Below are 19,751 nucleotides of genomic sequence, written 5' to 3'. Positions count from 1 at the left end.
AACAGCGGTTCACAAGCGGGCTGAACAGGGGGCGGCATGGCTCGGCCACGGACCACCAGCGACGAGGCGATCCTCAAGGCCACGGTGCGGGCGATCGGCCGGTACGGCGTGAGCGGTCTGACACTGGCGGCGGCGGCGAGCGAGGCGGGGCTGTCCCCGGCGACGCTGGTGCAGCGCTTCGGCTCCAAGAGGGGGCTGTTGCTGGCGGTGGCCCGGCGGAACGAGGCGGACGCGGAGGAGCTGTTCAAGCGGGCGCGGCAGAAGCACGACTCGCCGTTGGCGGCTTTGCACGGCACGCTGACCGAGCTGGCGGAGGGAGTGCGGTCCCCGGAGGAGCTGGCGAACCATCTCGGGTTCCTGCAGCTGGACCTGACCGACGCGGAGTTCCGCCAGTACACGGCGGGGCAGGCCCGGCGGTTGCACGAGGGCTTCGCGGGCCTGATCTCCGAGGCGGTGGCAGCCGGCGAACTGGCCGCGGAGGCGGATCCGGCACGCCTCGCCCGTTCGGTGCAGATCACCTACAACGGGACGCTCATTCTCTGGGCGATGGCACCGGAGGGAGCGCTCACCGACGTGCTGCGCGCCGACATCGACCAGCTGCTCCAGGCCTACCGGCCCTGACGACGACAGGAGAGATCACATGACATACGAGCGGTCCTTCACCGCGGCCGTCTTCATCGCCACCAGCCTGGACGGATTCATCGCCCGTCCCGACGGTGACATCGACTGGCTCACCGACAGGGGTGCGCAGGCCGGCGACATGGGCTACCAGGCGTTCATGGACGGCATCGACACCATCGTGACAGGACGCGCCACCTACGAGAAGGTGCTCACCTTCGGCGCCGAGCAGTGGCCGTACGACGGCAAGCACGTGGCCGTGCTCAGCACCCGCATGGACGCCGACGCCGACGACCGCGTCACCGTCCACCGGGACATGGACCGGCTCGTGCGGGACCTCACCGGACGCGGGTCCAAGAGCGTCTACGCCGACGGCGGGCAGGTCGTGCAGTCGTTCCTGCGCGCGGGCCTCCTGGACGAGATCACCATCACCACCGTTCCGATCCTGCTGGGTGCGGGACTCCCCCTCTTCGGCACGCTGGGCCGCGACGTCGAGCTCACGCACCGGTCGACCGACGTGTTCGGCGGCGGGTTCGTCCAGACCACCTACACCGTGCGGAAGTGAGCCGCGCCTGGACCGGGCCCCCTTCCCGCGTCACCCGGACCGGGCCCCGGCCGGGCGGTATCGCGGTGTCTCCGGTCGCGGGCGAACAGGACTTTCGCCCCTGCTCCGCCCGCTTACTCCGCCGTAGCGTCCCAACTGAGAGGACGTTCCGGAGGTTCGCCATGAAACTGACGGTCAACGACATCATGACCACCGACGTCGCCGCGGTGCGGCGGGACGCGCCGTTCCACGTGATCGCCGACCTGCTCGTCGCCCGGGGCGTCAGCGGCGTACCGGTGCTGGACACCGGCAACCACGTGCTCGGCGTCGTATCCGAGGCCGATCTGCTGCACAAGGAGGAGTTCAAGGAGCGTTACTACGGCGAGGGGTACCGGCCCCCGCTGCGCGCCAGGCTCCGCCATCGTCTGGCCGAAGACGGCGACGCCCGGCGCAAGGCCGCCGGGGAGACCGCCGAGGAACTGATGACGACTCCCGCGATCGTCATCGCTCCCGGCTCCCCCGCCGTGCTGGCCGCCCGCCTGATGGACCGGCACGGCGTCAAGCGGCTGCCCGTCGTGGCGGACGACGGCACCCTGGTCGGCATCGTCAGCCGCCGCGACCTGATCCGCCTGTTCGTCCGCGACGACAAGGAGATCGAACGCCGGATCCGCAGCGACGTCGTCGTGCGCACCCTCTGGGCCGACCCGGCGGATGTGCGGATCACCGTCCACGACGGTGTCGTGACGCTCACCGGCGAACTGGAGTTGCGCAGCCAGGCCGTGGCCGCCGCGCACGTGACACGCAACCTCGACGGGGTCGTCGACGTGGTCGACGAGCTCACCTGGAGGAAGGACGACACGGCGCCCCTGCCACCCGTGTGGGGCGGGGCCTGAGGATCCGCCGCGGGGCGGGCGGCCTTCCCGGGGGGATCGTCCCGAGGCGGGACGGCCTTCCCCCTTCTCCGGGAGCGCGAGGCGGCCCGGGGCCGGACAGTCCCGGCCACGACGGCGAACAGGGGTTACCGTGCACGTCGAGAGGGGGTGCCCCATGACGCTCACGGCGGTCGTGAACCTCGACGGGATCACGGCGGTGATCTTCGACACCGACGGGGTCATCACCGACACCGCCCGCGTGCACGCCGCCGCGTGGAAACGGGTGTTCGATGCCTTCCTCCGCGAGCGGGCCGCGCGAACCGGCGAGCCGTTCCGGCCGTTCGACACGCGTGAAGACTACCTGCGCCACGTCGACGGCAGATCCCGGGCCGACGGGGTGACGGGCTTCCTCGGCTCGCGGAACATCGTGCCGGACCCGGACACGGCGGCGGACCTCGCCGCCGGGAAGGACGCCGCCTTCCTGGCGGTGATCCGCGAGCACGGCGTGGCGGCTTTCCCGTCGACCGTGGCGTTCGTCCGCGAGGTGCGGCGGCGCGGGGTGCGCACGGCAGCCGTCTCGGCGAGCCGCAACTGCGCCGAGGTGCTGCGCGCGGCGGGGGTCGCCGAACTGTTCGACGTCCGGGTCGACGGTGTGGCCGCGGCCCGGCTGGGGCTGGCGGGCAAACCTGATCCCGCGCTGTTCCTGCAGGCGGCCCGGGAGCTCGGGGCGGCGCCGGGCGAGGCGGCCGTCGTGGAGGACTCCCTCGCCGGGGTGCTGGCGGGACGGCGCGGCCGGTTCGGGCTCGTCATCGGGATCGACCGGCACGGCCGGCCGGAGGACCTGCGGGCGGCCGGCGCCGATCTCGTCGTCGCCGATCCGGCGGAACTGCGACTCGACGGGAGAAGACGTGAACCCCTGGCTCCTGACCTGTGACGGGTCCGGTCCCGCGCGGGGGAGCCCGCAGTGAGGAACCATCGCCGAGGGGATCCGCCCGGGCGCGATGGCGGGAGCCGCCGGCCTCTTCACGGCCCACCCGGACGTCACCTCTCGCGGCGGCCCCTGGGGCTGAGAGTCCCGGCGGGAAAGAGTACTTGGACCCTGGAAGGTTCCCCGGGTGGTGGACAAGGCTGCCGGTAGGAGACGCACCGCCGCCGGCGGGTGCCGGCCGGGTGCCGTCTCCCGTCCGCGCGAGCGGCGCCGATCCCGCCGGCCGCGGTGGCCGGGCGGACGCGCCGCGCGGGCCGGCCGGCGGATCACCGGGGTCGTCGGCCTGACCGCCGTCCTCCTCCGGGTGGCCGGCGGGGACGGGTCGGCCCCTGTCGGTCGTGGGCGGGTTGGGAGGCAGAGATGGATGTCACCGTCAAGGACATCATGACCGAGCGGGTGATCTCGGTCAGCGAGGACACCTGCTTCAAGAAGATCGCCGAGGCGCTCGTCGCCCACGGCGCGAGCTCCGTGCCGGTGCTGGACGGCGACGGCCGCGTGATCGGCGTCGTCTCCGAGGACGACCTGCTGCACAAGGAGGAGTTCCGGGAGCGGTTCCAGGGCGGGGGCCACCGGCCGCCGGACCGGCGGGGTGCGGAGAAGGCATGGGGCGAGGTGGCCCGGGACCTGATGACCACCCCCGCGATCACCATTCCGGTGGACGCCTCGGTGGTGACCGCCGGCCGTCTGATGCAGGAGCACGGCGTCAAGCGGCTGCCGGTGGTGGACGGTCACGGCCGCCTGATGGGCATCGTCAGCCGCCACGACGTGCTGAAGGTGTTCGCCCGCCCCGACCGGGACATCGAGCGCGAGATCCGCGTGAACGTCCTGACGCGTTCGCTGTGGATGAACACCTCGCGTGTCGCCGTCGCCGTCGAGAACGGGGTGGTGACGCTGAGCGGGCGGATGGTCCTGCGCCGGGACGTGGAACTCGCCGTGTGGATGACCCGGCAGGTCAACGGCGTCGTCGACGTGATCGACAAGCTGGAGTGGGACCGCGACAACACTCCGACCGGGGAGAGGCGCTGAGCTGCTGAGCTGTCGCGACCTGACGTCCGTCCCCGACTCCCGTCGTTCTCCCCGTCGTCGTTCTCCCCGTTCCTCCGATCGGCTCGGCGGTCGTCCTTCCCGGAGGCGGTCGCTCCGGGGTGACCGCCGGCTCTCCGGGACGGCCGGCCCTCGCAGGCCGCTGTCCGGCTCTTGGAGGCTGGTCGGCTCCCGAAGAATGGTCAGCCCTCGGAGGCGTCCGAGGTCAAGGGACCGTCCGCGGGTCCGGACCGCTGCGGGCCGTCCCGCAGGGCGGGGACGACCGCCACGGGGCACGCCCCGTGCTGGAGGATCGACCTGGTGGTCGAGCCGAGCCGCCCGCGCCCGCGTGCGCCGCCGACCACCACCAGGCTGGCCTGCCGGGACAGGTCCAGCAGCAGGCTCTTCGCGGCCTCGGCGACGAACGTGGCGCGCACCGGCACCTCGGGATACCGCTCCCGCCACGGCTGCAGGTGCCGCAGCATGTCCTCCTCGGCGTCCCGGGCGTCGAGCACCGGCGGCATCGGCGCACCCCACACCCCCGGCTGCGGGGGCCCCGCGTGCACGGCCACCAGGGGCAGCAGGCGCAGGGCCGCCTCGCGGAAGGCGAACTCGATCACCTCGTCGTGCGTGTCGCGGGTCAGGCCCACCACCAGCGCTCCCGGGTGCGGGGAGACGGGGATCGGGCCCGGCCCGCGCACGACGACCACCGGGCAGTGCGCGTGCGCCGCCGCGTACTCGGCGACCGACCCCAGGACGGTCCGGGCCAGGGTGCCCATGCCGCGCGAACCGACCACGATCAGCTCCGCGCGGTCCGATAGCTCCACCAGCCGCTCGGCGGCGGCGCCCTCGTACAGGTCGGTGGTCACGTCGGTGATCGAACTGGTCGAGCGGGCGCAGTCGGCGCCGTGGTAGAGCACGTGCTCGGCGGCCTTGCGCAGGTGCATCTTGGCCTCGTCGCCGGCCTCGCCGTACGGCCAGCGCCAGGCGTGCGCCACCGTCAGCGGCAGCTTCCTGAGCTCGGCCTCGTCCATCGCCCACTCCAGGGCCTGCATGGAGAAGTCCGAGCCGTCGTAGCCGACGACGACGCTACGGGTGTCCCTCATGGTTCCCACCTCCGTCTCCATGCTGGGTGGGGCAGGACGGCCGGGGCAGGGCGGAAGGTCCCCGCGAGCGGGGACCTTCCGCCCCCCCCGCTCCCGCCACGGCCCGTCCCGCGGCCGACGTCCCGTCTCCGCGGTCCCGGGCGCGCCCCGCGGAAGCCGTGTCAGAGGCGCAGGGCCTCCGCCTCGCGCCCGTGGACGATCAGGGCGTAGAGGACGAGACCGTCGACCACGAGGGCCAGCAGCGACCACCAGGGATAGGCCCACACGGACGCCATCTGCGCCACAGCGTTGATCATGACCAGGGCGATGCCGACGATGCGAGCCCACAGCCGGCCGGTCGCCAGCGCGGCGCCGACGACGATGAGCAGGATGCCGACGGTCAGGTGAACCCAGCCCCACCCGGTCAGGTCGAAGACGAGGACGCGGCCTCTGGCCTCGAGGAAGAACCGGTCGTTGAAGATGGCCGTCAGGCCGTTGATGCTGTTGAAGATCCCGTTGAGGATCATCATCATCCCGGCGAACCAGATCCAGCCGACCCAGCCCGTGACCCTCTCGCTGCTCATCGTCCGGCTCCTCGCACCATGTCGGAAGTTCGGAACCAGGGCCGGGATCCGCCGTCCGGCGTCGGAACGGATCCGCCCCGGTCCCGAGGCCCGCCCTCGAACGGCGGGCCCATCATGGCTGCTACATCTCCGCCGCCGGAACGCCGTACGGCGATCAACCGGCAAAGACTTGGCCAGAACCCCGTCCCGCGGGATGCTCCCCGGCCCGCCGGGCCCGCGACCGTGGATCCGGACCTCCGCCGCGGATGCGCCCGGTGGCTCAGATGTGCTCCATGACGATCACCGCGGCGGTGTCCGGTTCGAGGGCCTTGAAGATGTGCGGCGCGTCACCGGGATAGGTGACGTAGTCACCCGGGCCCAGCTCGACCGGCTCCTCGACCGGACCGACCAGCGCCCGGCCCGCACCGAGCACCACGTGTTCCGCCGTGCCGGGCATGTGGGATTCGGAGATCCGGGGCTCGCCGGGCTGCGCCCCTATCCGGTAGATGTCCCGCCGGGCGCTGGGCGGGCAGGAGGCCAGCAGCGTGGCCGCGTAGCTCGCCTGTTCGGAGTGGGTGACCGGCCCCTCGCCCGCGCGGATCACCCGCACGTTCGGCCGCGGCGGTTCGACCAGCCGGCTGAACGGCACGCCGAGCGCGACGCCGAGCGCCCACAGGGTCTCCACGCTCGGATTGCCGGAGCCCGATTCCAGCTGGGACAGCGTGGACTTGGCGATGCCCGCCCGCCTGGCCAGTTCGGTCAAGGACAGGCCCGCACGGTCGCGCTCCCGGCGGATCGACGCCGCGATCAGCGCGATCAGGTCGAGGGCCGGCTTCTCGCCCTCCCCCGGTGAACCGTTTCCCACGTGTTCGCTCCAGACGACAAGTTGTTCGGTTTGACGAACGATGGCTGTTTCGTCCACTGTAATGGACATGCGTTCGTTCTGGCGAACACTTGATCGCGGCACGCTCCGCGACATCGCCCTGGTCTGCCTCGCCGACATGCTCGTCGGCGCCTCCTTCGGCGCGATCGCCGTGTCCGGCGGCCTGCCCCTGTGGGTGCCGGTCGCCATGTCCCTGCTGGTCTTCGCCGGCGGCGCCCAGTTCGCCGCGGTGGGCGTGGTGCTCGCCGGCGGCGGCCCGGCCGCGGGCGTCGTGGCCGGGCTGGTGCTCAACGCCCGCCTCCTGCCCTTCGGTTTCGCCGTCGCCGACGTGCTCGGCGACCGGTGGTGGACCCGCCTGCTGGGCGCGCACGTGATGACGGACGAGTCCGTGGCCTTCGCGCTACGCCAACGCGACCGGCGGCGGCGTCATGACGTGTTCTGGACCTGCGGTCTCGCCCTGTTCGCGGCCTGGAACGTGGCCGTCGTGCTCGGCGCGCTGGCCGGAGAGGTCATCGGCGACACCGGCGCCCTCGGGCTCGACGCGGCCTTCCCCGCCGTGCTGCTGGCCCTGGTCCTGCCCTCGCTCACCGATCCCGGCACCCGCAACGCGGCCCTGCTCGGCGCGGTCGTCGCGGTCGCGACCACGCCGTTCCTGCCCGCCGGCCTGCCGGTGCTGCTCTCACTGGCCGGGCTCGTGCTCGCGGCCCGGCCCCCCGCCACCGCGGCGAAGACCGATTCGATCCCGGAGTCGCCCTGATGCCCCTGCTCGCCATCGCCCTGCTCGCCGCCGGAACCTATGCGTTCCGGCTGGTCGGACCGGTGTTCCGGTACCGGCTGCGCATGCCGGACCGCCTGCGGCGGCTGCTGTCCGTCGCCGCGGTCGTGCTGCTGGTCGCACTGGTGGTCACCTCCGCGCTCGCCGAGGGGCACGGCTTCGCCGGCTGGGCCAGGCCGGCCGGGGTACTGGTCGGCGGGGTGCTCGCGCTCCGGCGCGCCCCGTTCCCGGTCGTGGTCGTCGCGGCCGCCGTGACCACGGCGGTGCTCCGGCTGTGCGGGGTGCCCTGATCCGGGACGGACACCCGGCCACCGGGCGTGTCCGGCGGTTCGGCCGCGCCCGGTGACCGTACGCATCCCGGGGCGACGGCGTCCGCACACCGGGAAGGCCCGGCCGCCTGCCCGTTCTGGATGGTTTTGACGTTTTCCATACATTCGCTGTGTGGCGTTCGGTCCTAGTCTCGATATGGAGGGATCGACATGTTCACCATCATCGTGTTCGAGGTGCTCGCGGTCGTCGCGATACTGATCGCGCTCAGCGGGGTGAGGATCGTCAACCAGGTGGAACGCGGCGTCGTCTTCCGCTTCGGCAGGGCCCTGCCATGCGTGCGCCGGCCGGGGCTCACCCTGCTCATCCCCCTCGTCGACCGCCTGAAGAAGGTCAACGTCCAGATCGTCACCATGCCGGTGCCCACCCAGGAGGGCATCACCCGTGACAACGTCTCGGTGAAGGTCGACGCCGTGGTCTACTTCAGGGTGCAGGACCCGATGAGAGCCGCGATCGAGGTGCAGAACTACCTGTTCGCGGTCGAGCAGGTGGCTCAGACCTCCCTGCGCTCGATCATCGGCAAGAGCGAGCTGGACGACCTGCTGACCAATCGCGAGGAGCTGAACAGAGGGCTGGCACTCACGCTCGACAGCCCGGCGCTCGGCTGGGGCATCCACATCGACCGCGTGGAGATCAAGGACGTCCAGCTCCCCGAGGCGATGAAGCGCTCCATGTCGCGCCAGGCCGAGGCCGAACGCGAACGCCGCGCCCGCGTCATCACCGCGGACGGCGAGTTCCAGGCCGCCCGGAGGCTCGCCGACGCCTCGGCCATCATGGACCGGACGCCCGGGGCCCTGCAGTTGCGGCTCCTGCAGACCGTGGTGGAGGTCGCCGCCGAGAAGAGCTCCACCCTCGTCATGCCGTTCCCGGTCGAGCTGCTGCGCTTCTTCGACCGTGCCGCGCACACCTCCCCGGCGCCGAAACCCGCCGTGCCGGAACCGGCGGAGCGGATTCCGGCCGGTTCCCCGGCACCGGCGGAGCGGATTCCGGCCGGTTCCCCGGCACCGGAGTTGTCCCCGCCCGACGGCCTCCAGGGGTTGTCGCGCGGGCGGAGCATCCTGGAACGGGAGACCGCGGAGCAGGCGGACACCTGACCGTTTCCGGCAGGCCCCCGGCGGGAAGCGGTTCTCGCCGGGCCGGGGCAGCGCTCCGGCCCCGCCCGGCCATGAACCACCCGGCCATAAACCGCCGGGCCATGAAACGCCCGGCCGTGAAACGCCCGGCCCCCGGTTCGCATCGCGTTTCGGTGACCGGACTCGCACCGGAAACGCGCGCCTCCGTCCGAGAACGATCCGCGCGGAAACAAAGTCCAGGCGGCGGTCGATCCCACCGGATTCGGAAAGCCACCTTTCCGGATCGGGATGACGCGTTCTTCGCACCGATGCGACCCGGCGGAGACGGCCATCTCCGCCGGGCCGTTCTCGGTCGCCCCTGCGAATCGCACCGGCATGGACGGCGATGTCGATGACGACAACCGCCGATTAATCCAAGAATATCCCCTTATATCACCGTAAAACGGGATTAATGACTAAAGGAGACCATCGTTGGGCATACCGGCCCCGCAGCGCGCGGGGAGGGCACGAAAGGGCACGGCGACCGGCGGGAAGACCGGTCAGACGAGCTGGCAGCTCACGTTGAACGCGCCGGGGAAGAGCAGGCCGATCCGGGTTTCGGCGGCCTCGACGCTGTCGGCGCTCACCGACACGGTGAGTGGCACCGGAATGCCCAGAACCGAGAAGGAACAGCTGAACGTCGCCGCGCTCGCCGGCGCGGCGAGCAGGGTTCCGACGAGGGCCGCACCTCCCAGGACACCGGCCGCCTTAATCATGACTCGCCTGACGGACATGGCTCCTCCTTGAGCCGATTAACCACAAGACGCCACATTCGGCGCTGCACGAAAAAATACGCCCGCCGCACAGTAGTGTCAACTCCAGGCAAAGTGAATTCTTCAAGATATAAAACGGCCACGGAGAATCGATCAATAAATGATCGGCCGACAAAAGATCGGGATTCCGCGGATTCCACGGAAAATAATCTCCAGCCCCCGCCCCGCCGGATCCCGCCGGGACACCCGTACGGCACGGCTCCGCGCCCGGGGCGGACCGACCGGCCGTCGCGGCGCGCGACGGGACACGACGAACCGGCGGTCGCGACGCGACGCGGAACAGGGCGACGGGCCCGGAGCCACCCCGCGACACGGGCAGGACGGGCCGGCGATCGCGACGGCCCCGATCGGCCCGCCCCACCGGAGCCGGGAGCGTACGGACACGATCCCATCCGCCCTTTCACTCCCTAACTTTCCCCATACTTCCCTGTCATGTACCTTTATTGGGAGCATAAGGGAAGAAAACAACATGTTCCGGAAAGGCCATGGTGAGCCAACACCTGTACTCGGTCGACCAGGTGGCCGATCTCCTGGGCCTCCACGTGAAGACGGTGCGCGGCTACGTACGCGACGGGCGGCTGAAGGCGGTGCGCATCGGCAAGCGGTACCGGATCGCGCGTGAGGACCTGGAGGCGTTCACCGGCCACCCGGTGGCGGCGCTCCCGCACGAGGACGCGCGGCGCCGGAGCCACGCCGAGGTGTCCGGCATCGTGCTGATCGACGCGATCAGCCCCGAGGCGATGACCCGCCTGAGCAACACGATCATGGCCGCCGCGGCGCATCCCCGCGGCGGTGCGCGCCTGCACGTCGAGACGGTCTACGACGAGGAGAGAGCCAGCATGAAGATCATCCTGCTGGGCGGGCTGGACGGCACCGCCGACCTGCTCAAAATCATCAACGTGCTCCTGGAGGAGCGGACGTGAACGACGTCTTCACCTCTCCGGAGGGCGCGAGCGCCGTCGAGCGGCGCTATCGCGAGTACCTGGAGTCCTGGCCGGTGCCCAGCGAGCACATCCGCGTCCCCACCGGCCAGGGTGAGACGTTCGTCGTGGCCTGCGGACCGCGGGACGCGCCGCCGCTGTTGCTCCTGCACGGTTCGGGGGCGAACACGGCGATGTGGAGGGCGGACGCCGCCGCGTGGTCCCGGCACTTCCGCGTCCACGCCGTCGACATAGTCGGCGAGCCGGGCCTGAGCGCCCCGTCGCGCCCCTCGCCGGCCTCCGGCGCCTACGCGTCCTGGCTCGACGAGGTGCTGGACGCCCTCGGCGCCCGGCGCACGTCGATCGTGGGAGTCTCGCTCGGCGGATGGCTGGCCGTCGACTACGCGACCCGGCGCCCCGAGCGGGTGGATCGCCTGGCGCTGCTCTGTCCCGGCGGCATCGGCCGGCAGAAGTGGGGCGTGGTGATCGCGGCGGTGCTGCTGCGGCCGTTCGGGCGGTGGGGCCTGAGGACGACGATGAAGCTGGCCCTGGGCCCCGCGGCACCGGCGGCGACACCGCAGGCTCGGGCGTTCGGCGAGTACGTCCTGCTCATCCAGAAGCACTTCAGGCCCCGGAGGGAGAAGCTGCCGGTGTTCGACGACGACACGCTGCGGCGGCTGACCATGCCGGTCCTGGCCGTCCTCGGCGGACGGGACAGCATGCTCGACTCCCACGAGACCCGCCGGCGGCTGGAACAGGCGGTGCCCCACGCGACGGTCACCCTCCTGCCCGAGGCCGGGCACCTGCTGCAGGAGCAGGCGGCCCCCATTCTCGATTTCCTGCGCGCTCCCGGGGAGACCCGGCGCCATGCCTGACACACTCCGGCACATCCACGGCGCCACCGCGGCCACAGCCGTTAATCTCATAATTTGATATAGATTGTCTTATTTATCGAGACATGGTTTACAGTCTCGCAGCATGAGAACCCCAAACCGCTGGGTCATGCTGAGCCTGGGCATGGCCGCGCAGGGCGCGGGCTGTGTCTTCATGTACGGGCTGCCCTTCCTCCTGCCCGCCTTCCAGGCCGAGCGGGCCCTCACGCTGGCGCAGGCCGGGATCCTCGTCGGCACGCCCAGCGCGGGCATGCTGGCCACGCTGATCGCCTGGGGCTGGGTCGCCGACCGGTACGGCGAGCGCCTGGCGATGACCGCCGGACTGGTCCTGGCGGCCGGGTTCCTCGGCGCCGCAGCCTTCACCGGCGACACCGTCCTGCTCGGCGTGCTCATCGCCCTGGCCGGGGCGTCCGGCGCATCGGCGAACGCGGCCAGCGGCCGGGTCGTACTCGGCTGGTTCCCCCGGGACAGACGCGGGGTGGCCATGGGCTGGCGGCAGACCGCCCAGCCCCTCGGCGTCGCCGTCGCCGGAGCCCTGATCCCCCAGTTCGCCACCGTACGCGGTGCCCTGCTGGCCATGGCCGTGATCTGCCTGGTCACCGCGGTGGCCGTCGGCGCGCTGGTGGCCGACCCCCCGCGCCCCGCGGCCCGGCCGGGCGCCCGTACGGCCTCGCCGTACGGGAACCCGGCGCTGTGGCGGGTGCACGGCGCGAGCATGCTGCTGGTCGTCCCGCAGTTCGCCACCGCGGGCTTCGCCCTGACCTACCTGGTGACCCTGCGCGACTGGGACGTCGCCCACGCCGGTGCCCTGATCGCGGTCGCCCAGCTCGCCGGGGCCGCCGGGCGGCTGGCCTGCGGCGCGTGGTCCGACGCGGTCGGCAGCCGCCTGCGGCCGATGCGGCAGCTCGCCCTGGTCAACGGCGCCGTCGTGCTCCTGCTCGCGGCAGCCGTGCCCACCGCCGCCGGCGTACCGCTGGTGATCGCCGCGCTGGTGGTCTCCATGAGCGGCAACGGCCTGGCCTTCACCGCCGTCTCCGAGCTCGCCGGAACCTCATGGGCCGGCCGCGCCCTGGGCGCGCAGAACACCGCCCAGAACCTCGTCGCCGCCGCCACTCCCGGCGCGATCGGCGCGCTGATCGCCACGTCCGGCTTCGGCATCGCCTTCGCCCTGGCCGGAACGCTGGCCCTGGCCGCCGCCGTCGCCACCCCCGCCGGGCCTTCTCCCGCACCCGCCCGCGCTTGAGCGGCAGAATAATGTGATCAGTCGGTTCGCGGCGTAAGGAGTCACACGTTGGTCGTCTTCGCCGGACAGGGCGACGCGCGCCGTTCGATGGCCCTGCTGTGGCGCGCCGAGGCGTCCGAGGGCGTCCGGACCGGCCCGGGGCCCAAGCCGGGGCTGAGCGTGGACATGATCGTGGACACGGCGATCGCCGTCGCCGACGCGGAGGGGATGGCGGCGCTGTCCATGCGCGCGGTGGGCGAGCGGCTCGGGCGCACGGCCATGGCCCTCTACACCTACGTCCCCGGCAAGAACGAGCTGGTCGACCTGATGTACGACCGCGCCCTGGCCGAGCTGCCCACCCGCTACGAGCCGGAGGCGGGGTGGCAGGCGGCCGTGACCTCCTGGGCCGAGGACCTCTGGGCGTTCTACCTGCGGCATCCGTGGGTGCTGCAGGTCTCCCAGGTACGGCCCGTGCTGGGCCCCAACGAGTACGCCGTCCTGGAGGCGGTGGTGCGGATCCTCTCCGGGACCGGCCTGACGGCCGAGGTCCTGCGGCGGGTCGTCAGCACGCTGTTCCATTTCGTACGCGGGGTGGCGCAGACGGTCGCGGAGTCACGCCAGGCCGCGACGGCGACCGGGGTGCCCGACGAGGAGTGGTGGTTCGCCCGCTCGGCCCTGCTCCAGGAGGTCGCGCCCGGTTTCGCCGAGCGGTTCCCGATGTTGACCTGGATGGAGACCGAGGGGGCGTCCCACGTCGAGGACGAGAGCACGCCCTACCTGGAGCGGGAGGCGAGGAAGACCTTCGAGGCCGGGCTCACCGTCCTCCTGGACGGGATCGAGACGGCCGTGGGCGGAACGGGGGCCCCGGTGGGCCGCCCCGGCCGGGGGCGGGGCGGCCGGCGTGGGCGGCCGGCAGGCTGACGGCCACCGGAACCACCGGGCCGAACCGGAGAGCGCGAGCCCGGACCGGGCTCGCGCTCCCGCGGTCCCGTGCGGGTCAGAAGAACCGGTTCTCCGGGACCGGCAGGTCCAGTTGCCGCGGACCGCGCCACCTGACCTTGTCCTTCGGCACGTCACCGCTGCCGAGGGCGCCGACCACCAGGGGGAGCAGCACCTTGCTCCTGGCCAGATCGACGGTGACGTTCGCGCCGGTGGCCGCCTCGCCGCTGTAGGTCGAGTCGGTGCCGGCGATCACGAGGGCCAGCCTGTGGCCCTTCTTGAAGACGTACTCCTGCGGCAGGGTCTCCCATTTGACCTTGCCGTACGTCCCCGGGGGCAGCGGCGAGGGCGCGCTGAGCGACTCGCGGTTCTGCACGTCGATCCAGCCGCGGGCGACGATCTCCAGCGGCCGGGTGGCCAGGTTGGTGACCACCTTCCGGTAGCAGGCGTCGTCGACGGCCGTGCTCTCGCCGTGGCAGCTCTCCTCCGCGACCGTGGTGACGCCCTGCCCGCGCCGCCAGTCGACCCGGGTGTCCTCGCCGAAGTCGACGAGGAGCGCGGTCAGGTTCGAGGTGGGCCGGTCGAGCGCGATGCGCAGGTCCACGACGGGCGTGCCGGACAGGCGCAGGTCCAGCGGTAGCTCGCCGGTGGTGAAGGCCACCCTGCCCGGCTTGGTCGTACCGACGTCGGCCACCATCGCGTCCTCGGACTGGCGGACGTCGGTGAACGTGGCGGTCTCCCCCCTCCTGGCCGCGACGAGGCCAAGTGAGCCGTCGGCCGCGGGGCGGAAGGGGACCTTCATGGTGAACGGCGCCGGCCAGTCGCGCTGGGTGATCCACCGGTCGGCGCTGATCTGCACGTCCGCGCGGGGCTCCCGCATGATGCCGTTGTCCACGCCGAGCAGCCAGCGGTCGAACCAGCGGTGCAGCGTGTCGACCCAGAGGTCGCGGCGTCCCTCGAAGTCGAAGGGGTCGACGTGCTGGTACTGCCCGACCCAGATCTTGCGGGGCACGTTCCTGTCGGCCAGGGCCCGCCACCAGGTGGAGAAGTTGTCGGGCTTGACGTTGAGGTCGTTGACCGTGTGCACGGCGAAGACGCTGGCCCGCACCTTGGCGGCGTCGGCCAGCGAGCCGGCGAGGTAGTCGCGCTCGGCCCAGAAGGCGTTGTAGTCACCGGTGGCGTCGCCGTCCTCGGCGTCCAGGCGCGCCCGCACGGCGGCGCACTTGGGCTCGGGGTCGGTGTCGACGTAGTTCCCCAGCCACGACATGTAGTCGTAGTTGTAGATCACGCCGTTGGAGCGCTGGTACTTGTACCAGGAGCTGATCGCCGAGATCGGGACGATGGTCTCCAGCCCTTCGACGCCGGTCGCCGCGACGGCGTTGGCCAGCGTGCCGTCGTAGGACTTGCCGATCATCGCGGTCCTGCCGGTGGTCCAGTCCGCGACCGCGGGCGTGCCGTCGGCCCGGTAGGCGGTGGCGCGGCCGTTCAGCCAGTCGATGACGGCCTTGCCGCCCAGCACGTCGGCCTGCCCACCGACGTCGGGGCAGCCGTCGGACCGGGTGGTGCCGATCATGTCGACGTTGAGGACGGCGTAGCCGCGCGGCACGAAGTAGTTGTCGTAGAACAGCGGAAACTTGACCGCGTTGCCGGCGGAGTCGTAAACCTTCCGCTCCGCCTCGTTGCCGCGGCCGGAATTGTCGTAGTACGGACTCTCGTCCATGATCACCGGCACCTTGAGCCCGGGACCCGATTCCTTGGGCCTGATGATGTCGACCCGGACCCGGTCCGGTCTCCCGTCGGAGTCGCTGTCGACGCCCGACTCGACGTAGACGTGTTCGCGGATGGCGTCGGCGTAGGAGAAGACCGGCTGGGTTCGTCCCTGTTCGATGGTGATGGAGGGGGTGGCGGTCGCGTGGGCCGGGACGGCACCCACTGTGACGACGGCGAAGGCGGCGAGGGCTGTTCGTACCACAGGCAAGCGGAGCCTCCTGGAGAACTACGGAAACATCCGTAATCTCCAGTAACACCCGTATAGCGAACAAGATCCTTTATGTGTTCGACATCACCTTGATTTTGGTATGTGACATAGTGTCCGCAATCCAGCGATGTGCGCGCCGGGACCGTCCGGGAGCGCGTCCCGCCGTCCCGGAATCCCCGCATCCCCGAGCGACCCCGACCGGCCGCGGGTGGAGGCGGGCGGAGGCGGACCCGCCCGGGGCCGGGCGCCGGATCGGGCCCGCGGCCGCGGACAGCCCGCCCGCTACGGCGCCTCCGGCCGGGCGCCGGAGCCGCCGTGACGCTCCAGGCCCGACACGATGAGATCCACGGCGATCTCGAAGGTGCGGTCGACGTCGCCCCCGGCGTGCCCGCCGAGGCCCCCCTGACTCTCGGCCGTGACGAAGCCGGAGACGAAGGAGTACAGCGCCTCGCCGGTGTGCAGCAGATCCTCCCCGGGCACGCCCGCGGCGGCGAGGATCCGGCAGAGCACGGCCCACATGCCGTCCTCCCTGCCGATCATCTCCGGGTGGACCTGGACGTAGGCCCACAGCGCCGGGTGCAGCCGCGCCAGGGAGCGGTAGGCGTGCGCGAGCGCACGCAACTGGTCCTGCCAGTGGGAGCCGTCGTCGGGCGGCAACTCCAGACGGGAGACCGCGAGGGCGCACAGCTGCCGGATCAGCGCCGTCTTGTTCTCCACGTGGTGGTAGAGCGACATGGGGTTGACGTCGAGCTCCGCGGCGAGTTTGCGCATGGACAGCGCCTCCACGCCGCCCGCGTCCACCATGCGCAGCGCCGTCGCGGAGATCTCGTGATGGGTCAGGGGCTCTCCCCTGCGCGCGCTCACTGCCATACACCGTATGGTAGCGTCGCCATACGGTGTATGGCCGGAGGTATCGGGAGATCTCCGGCCCCCGGAGCCTGAGGAGCACCATGACAGTGACCGAGATTCCCGCCCCCGCGGGCCTTCCCCTCGTCGGCAACACCTTCCAGATACCGGCCCACAGCCCCAGCGCCCACCTCAACGACCTGGCCGCCCGGTATCCCGAGGGGATCTACCGGCTGGAGCTGCTCGGCCGTACCGTGCTGTTCGTCTACGACCCCGACCTGGTCGCCGAGGTCTGCGACGAGACCCGCTTCCGCAAGTCGATCGAGCCGCCGCTCTCGATCGTGCGCGACTTCGCCGGCGACGGGCTGTTCACCGCCCACGGCGACGACCCGGTCTGGGGGCAGGCGCACCGCATCCTGATGCCCGCCTTCAGCCAGCGCTCCATGAAGGCGTACTTCCCGCAGATGCTGGAAGTCGCCCAGCGGCTCGTGGCCTCCTGGCAGGGCCGGCAGGGCCGGGACCTGAACGTGCCCGACGACATGACCCGCCTCACGCTCGACACGATCGCCCTCACCGGGTTCGACTACCGGTTCGGCTCCTTCGACTCGCCCGATCTGCACCCCTTCCTGCAGGCGATGGGCCGGGCGCTGACCGAGGCGATGCTGCGCAACAGGCAGCTCCCCCTGGTCACCCGGCTGAAGAAGAAGCAGGAGGAGTCCTACCGGGCCGACATCCGGACCATGCAGGAGCTGGTCGACGACGTCATCCGGAACCGCCGCCGGACGGGGGCGGGCGGCGCCCGTGACCTGCTCGGCCTGATGATGGAGGCCGCCGACCCCAGGACGGGGCGGCGGCTGCCGGACGAGAACATCCGCGACCAGGTCCTGACCTTCCTGATCGCCGGGCACGAGACCACCAGCGGGCTGCTGTCCTTCGCCCTGTACAACCTGCTGCGCAACCCGCACGTCCTGGCCCAGGCCTACGCCGAAGTCGACCGGGTGCTGCCGGGCGACACCGTGCCCACCTACGAGACGGTCATGAAGCTGGACGTGATCCCGCGGATCCTCGACGAGACCCTGCGGATCTGGTCACCCATCCCCGCCTTCTCCGTGAAGGCCCTCGCCGACACCGCGCTCGGCGGCCACCCGGTGGCGGAGGGCCAGAACATCGCCGTCCTGCTGCCGCCGCTGCACCGCCACCCCAAGGCGTGGGAGCGGCCCGGGGAGTTCGACATCGACCGCTGGCTCCCGGAGAACAGGAAGGATCACCACCCGGGCGGCTACAAGCCGTTCGGCAACGGCGAACGGGCCTGCATCGGCCGCCAGTTCGCCCTCACCGAGGCGCGGCTCGCGCTCGCGCTCGTCCTGCAGAAGTTCGCGCTCTCCGACCCGGACGCCTACCGGATGCAGATCAAGCAGACGCTCACCCTCAAGCCGGACGGGTTCACCCTCCGCGTCCACGAGCGCAAGGCCCACGAGCGGGTCGCCGCGCGGCCGGAGCAGACCGGGCAAGCCGGGCAAGCTGAGCAGGCCGGGCAGGCCGGGCAGGCCGAGGTGACCGTGACCGGGGTGAAGCTGGCCGTCGCCTACGGCTCCAACCTGGGCACCTGCACCGACGTCGCCGAGCGGCTGGCCGAGCGAGCCGGGCGGTCCGGCTTCGCCACCACTCTGACGACCCTCGACGAGCTGGCCGCCGCCCCACCCGCCGACGGGCTGCTGGTGGTGGTCACCTCCACCTACAACGGCAAGGCCCCCGACAACGCCCAGGCCTTCGACGCCCTGCCGGAGCTGCCGCCGATGGACGGGGTGCGGCTGGCGCTGCTGGGCTGCGGCAACACCCAGTGGCCGACCTACCAGGCCTTCCCCCGGCGGGCTTTCGCCAAGTTCACCCAGGCCGGAGCCGTGCCGCTCGTCGAACGGGGGGAGGCCGACGCCGACTTCGACGGCGACGTCACCGCCTGGACCGACGCCCTGTGGGCGGCCCTGGCCGCCGAGTACGGCACGGACGCGGCCGACGCGGGCCCCCGCTACGAGATGGACGTGCTGACCGAGACCGACGTCCGGCCCGCCGTGGTGTCGGCCAGGGCCGTCCCGCTGACCGTGCTCTCCACCGAGGAGCTGACCGGCGACCCGGCCGGGCTGTGGGACTTCGCGCTGGAGGCCCCCCGCCCGGGTGTGCGCTCCATCGTGGCCGCGCTGCCCGAGGGCGCCACCTACACCGCGGGCGACCACCTCGCCGTCTTCGCCAAGAACGACCCGCACCTGGTGGAGTGGGCGCTGCGCCGCCTGCGCGTCCCCCGCGACCAGGTGGTGCGGTTGCGCGCCCGCGGGACGACGCACCTGCCGGTGGACACCCCGGTGACGGCGGGGGTGCTGCTGACGGAGTTCGTCGAGCTGCAGGAGGCGGCCACCCGCGCCGACCTGGAGACGCTCGCCGCGCACACCGAGTGCCCGTGGACGCGAGCCCAGCTCGCGGGGCTCGACTACGCCGGGGACGTCCTGGCCAGGCGCGTCTCGGTGCTGACGCTGCTGGAGCGTTTCCCGGCGATCACGCTGCCGCTCCCGGTCTTCCTGGAGATGACCGGGCCGATCAGGCCGCGCTACTACTCGATCTCCTCCTCCCCCCTGGCCGATCCGGGCCGGGTCCGCGTCACCGTCGGCCTCGTGGAGGGGCCGGCCTGGTCCGGCGGCGGCGAGTACCGCGGCATGTGCTCGGCCTACCTGGCCGGCCTCGAGCCCGGCGACGTCTTCTACGGCTACGTCCGGGTGCCCACTCCCCCGTTCCGGTTGCCCGCCGACCCCGCGACCCCGGTCGTCCTCGTCGGACCCGGCACCGGCTTCGCCCCGCTCCGCGGTTTCCTGGAGGAACGCGCCCTGTCCGGCGCCCCGGGCCCCGCCGAGGTGTTCGTCGGCTGCCGCCACCCCGGCCACGACTGGCTCTACCGCCCGGAGGTGGAGGCGTGGGAGCGGGACGGGGTCGCCCGCGTGCACACCGCGTTCTCCGCGGTCCCCGGCCACCCGTACCGGTTCGTCCAGGAGGCGGTCGCCGCCGAGGCCGACGCGGTCTGGGAGCTGCTGGAGCGGGGCGCGCACGTCTACGTGTGCGGTGACGGGCTGCGCATGGCACCGGCCGTACGACGCGCCCTGGCCGAGATCTACACCGCCAGGACCGGCGGCGACGGCGAGGAGTGGCTGCGGCGGCTGGAGGCCGAGGACCGCTACCAGCAGGACGTCTTCGCCTGACCCCGGCCGGTCCCGCGCCCGGCCGGGATGCGGGACCGGCCGGGATGAGGGACCTGACGCACAGGAACGGCGGCGGACCGGGTGTCCGCCGCCGTGACCGAACGGGGTGACCGAACGGGGTGACCGAACGGGGTGACCGAACGGGGTG

General features: G+C 71.9%; 19 protein-coding genes. 13 read left to right on the top strand and 6 right to left on the bottom strand.

Features of this window, described 5'->3' with window-relative positions:
• Window positions 1-36 precede the first annotated feature (36 nt).
• The 5 genes from ABD841_RS34805 (at window position 37) to ABD841_RS34785 (ending at window position 4,048) form a co-directional block, all read left to right on the top strand.
• Window positions 37-621 carry a TetR/AcrR family transcriptional regulator gene (locus tag ABD841_RS34805; RefSeq protein WP_344980684.1) on the top strand — a complete coding sequence of 195 codons (585 nt, stop codon included), beginning with the start codon at window positions 37-39 and terminating at the stop codon, window positions 619-621.
• Between the two features lie 19 nt (window positions 622-640).
• The gene (locus ABD841_RS34800; protein WP_344980682.1) at window positions 641-1,183 is read left to right on the top strand and encodes a dihydrofolate reductase family protein; all 543 of its coding nucleotides are present in this window, start codon (window positions 641-643) and stop codon (window positions 1,181-1,183) included.
• A 161-nt stretch (window positions 1,184-1,344) separates the two neighbouring features.
• Complete coding sequence (locus tag ABD841_RS34795; RefSeq protein ID WP_344980680.1) at window positions 1,345-2,055, top strand: CBS domain-containing protein; 711 nt, start codon at window positions 1,345-1,347, stop codon at window positions 2,053-2,055.
• A 154-nt stretch (window positions 2,056-2,209) separates the two neighbouring features.
• The gene (locus ABD841_RS34790; protein WP_344980678.1) at window positions 2,210-2,968 is read left to right on the top strand and encodes an HAD family hydrolase; all 759 of its coding nucleotides are present in this window, start codon (window positions 2,210-2,212) and stop codon (window positions 2,966-2,968) included.
• Between the two features lie 414 nt (window positions 2,969-3,382).
• On the top strand, window positions 3,383-4,048 hold the full coding sequence (locus ABD841_RS34785) for a CBS domain-containing protein (protein ID WP_344980676.1): 666 nt from the start codon (window positions 3,383-3,385) through the stop codon (window positions 4,046-4,048).
• A 200-nt stretch (window positions 4,049-4,248) separates the two neighbouring features.
• On the opposite strand, the gene ABD841_RS34780 is transcribed toward ABD841_RS34785, so the two are convergent.
• From ABD841_RS34780 to ABD841_RS34770, 3 genes are all read right to left on the bottom strand, one after another.
• The gene (locus ABD841_RS34780; RefSeq protein WP_344980674.1) at window positions 4,249-5,151 is read right to left on the bottom strand and encodes a universal stress protein; all 903 of its coding nucleotides are present in this window, start codon (window positions 5,149-5,151) and stop codon (window positions 4,249-4,251) included.
• Between the two features lie 161 nt (window positions 5,152-5,312).
• Window positions 5,313-5,714 carry a DUF7144 family membrane protein gene (locus ABD841_RS34775; protein WP_344980672.1) on the bottom strand — a complete coding sequence of 134 codons (402 nt, stop codon included), beginning with the start codon at window positions 5,712-5,714 and terminating at the stop codon, window positions 5,313-5,315.
• Window positions 5,715-5,973: 259 nt separating this feature from the next.
• Window positions 5,974-6,558, bottom strand: coding sequence for a helix-turn-helix domain-containing protein (locus tag ABD841_RS34770; protein WP_344980670.1), 585 nt, complete (start codon window positions 6,556-6,558; stop codon window positions 5,974-5,976).
• Between the two features lie 67 nt (window positions 6,559-6,625).
• Here ABD841_RS34770 and ABD841_RS34765 point away from each other — a divergent pair, with 67 nt between their 5' ends.
• The 3 genes from ABD841_RS34765 (at window position 6,626) to ABD841_RS34755 (ending at window position 8,772) form a co-directional block, all read left to right on the top strand.
• Window positions 6,626-7,333 (top strand): AzlC family ABC transporter permease, encoded by a 708-nt coding sequence (locus ABD841_RS34765; protein WP_344980668.1) that lies wholly within the window; start codon window positions 6,626-6,628, stop codon window positions 7,331-7,333.
• Window positions 7,333-7,641, top strand: a complete 309-nt coding sequence (locus tag ABD841_RS34760) for an AzlD domain-containing protein (RefSeq protein WP_344980666.1) — start codon at window positions 7,333-7,335, stop codon at window positions 7,639-7,641. Before ABD841_RS34765 ends, ABD841_RS34760 begins: the two co-directional genes overlap by 1 nt.
• Before the next feature lie 189 nt (window positions 7,642-7,830).
• Complete coding sequence (locus ABD841_RS34755; RefSeq protein WP_344980664.1) at window positions 7,831-8,772, top strand: slipin family protein; 942 nt, start codon at window positions 7,831-7,833, stop codon at window positions 8,770-8,772.
• A gap of 518 nt (window positions 8,773-9,290) precedes the next feature.
• Here the strand turns inward: ABD841_RS34755 and ABD841_RS34750 are convergent.
• Window positions 9,291-9,524 (bottom strand): hypothetical protein, encoded by a 234-nt coding sequence (locus ABD841_RS34750; protein ID WP_344980662.1) that lies wholly within the window; start codon window positions 9,522-9,524, stop codon window positions 9,291-9,293.
• A 524-nt stretch (window positions 9,525-10,048) separates the two neighbouring features.
• Here ABD841_RS34750 and ABD841_RS34745 point away from each other — a divergent pair.
• The 4 genes from ABD841_RS34745 (at window position 10,049) to ABD841_RS34730 (ending at window position 13,519) form a co-directional block, all read left to right on the top strand.
• Complete coding sequence (locus ABD841_RS34745) at window positions 10,049-10,486, top strand: helix-turn-helix domain-containing protein (RefSeq protein ID WP_344980660.1); 438 nt, start codon at window positions 10,049-10,051, stop codon at window positions 10,484-10,486.
• On the top strand, window positions 10,483-11,358 hold the full coding sequence (locus ABD841_RS34740; RefSeq protein ID WP_344980658.1) for an alpha/beta fold hydrolase: 876 nt from the start codon (window positions 10,483-10,485) through the stop codon (window positions 11,356-11,358). Before ABD841_RS34745 ends, ABD841_RS34740 begins: the two co-directional genes overlap by 4 nt.
• A gap of 103 nt (window positions 11,359-11,461) precedes the next feature.
• Window positions 11,462-12,619: an MFS transporter gene (locus ABD841_RS34735; RefSeq protein WP_344980656.1), complete on the top strand. Its 1,158-nt coding sequence runs from the start codon at window positions 11,462-11,464 to the stop codon at window positions 12,617-12,619.
• Window positions 12,620-12,667: 48 nt separating this feature from the next.
• On the top strand, window positions 12,668-13,519 hold the full coding sequence (locus tag ABD841_RS34730; RefSeq protein WP_344980654.1) for a TetR/AcrR family transcriptional regulator: 852 nt from the start codon (window positions 12,668-12,670) through the stop codon (window positions 13,517-13,519).
• 76 nt (window positions 13,520-13,595) lie between these two features.
• On the opposite strand, the gene ABD841_RS34725 is transcribed toward ABD841_RS34730, so the two are convergent.
• Window positions 13,596-15,509, bottom strand: coding sequence for a Xaa-Pro dipeptidyl-peptidase (locus tag ABD841_RS34725; RefSeq protein ID WP_344980706.1), 1,914 nt, complete (start codon window positions 15,507-15,509; stop codon window positions 13,596-13,598).
• Window positions 15,510-15,797: 288 nt separating this feature from the next.
• Window positions 15,798-16,385: a TetR/AcrR family transcriptional regulator gene (locus tag ABD841_RS34720; protein WP_344980652.1), complete on the bottom strand. Its 588-nt coding sequence runs from the start codon at window positions 16,383-16,385 to the stop codon at window positions 15,798-15,800.
• Window positions 16,386-16,465: 80 nt separating this feature from the next.
• Here ABD841_RS34720 and ABD841_RS34715 point away from each other — a divergent pair, with 80 nt between their 5' ends.
• On the top strand, window positions 16,466-19,603 hold the full coding sequence (locus ABD841_RS34715; protein ID WP_344980650.1) for a bifunctional cytochrome P450/NADPH--P450 reductase: 3,138 nt from the start codon (window positions 16,466-16,468) through the stop codon (window positions 19,601-19,603).
• The last annotated feature ends 148 nt before the right edge of the window (window positions 19,604-19,751 follow it).

Source organism: Streptosporangium fragile, from assembly GCF_039534445.1.
Lineage (GTDB): Bacteria > Actinomycetota > Actinomycetes > Streptosporangiales > Streptosporangiaceae > Streptosporangium > Streptosporangium fragile.
The sequence above is the reverse complement of the archived record's forward strand: the minus strand, read 5'-3'. Positions and strand labels throughout refer to the sequence as shown.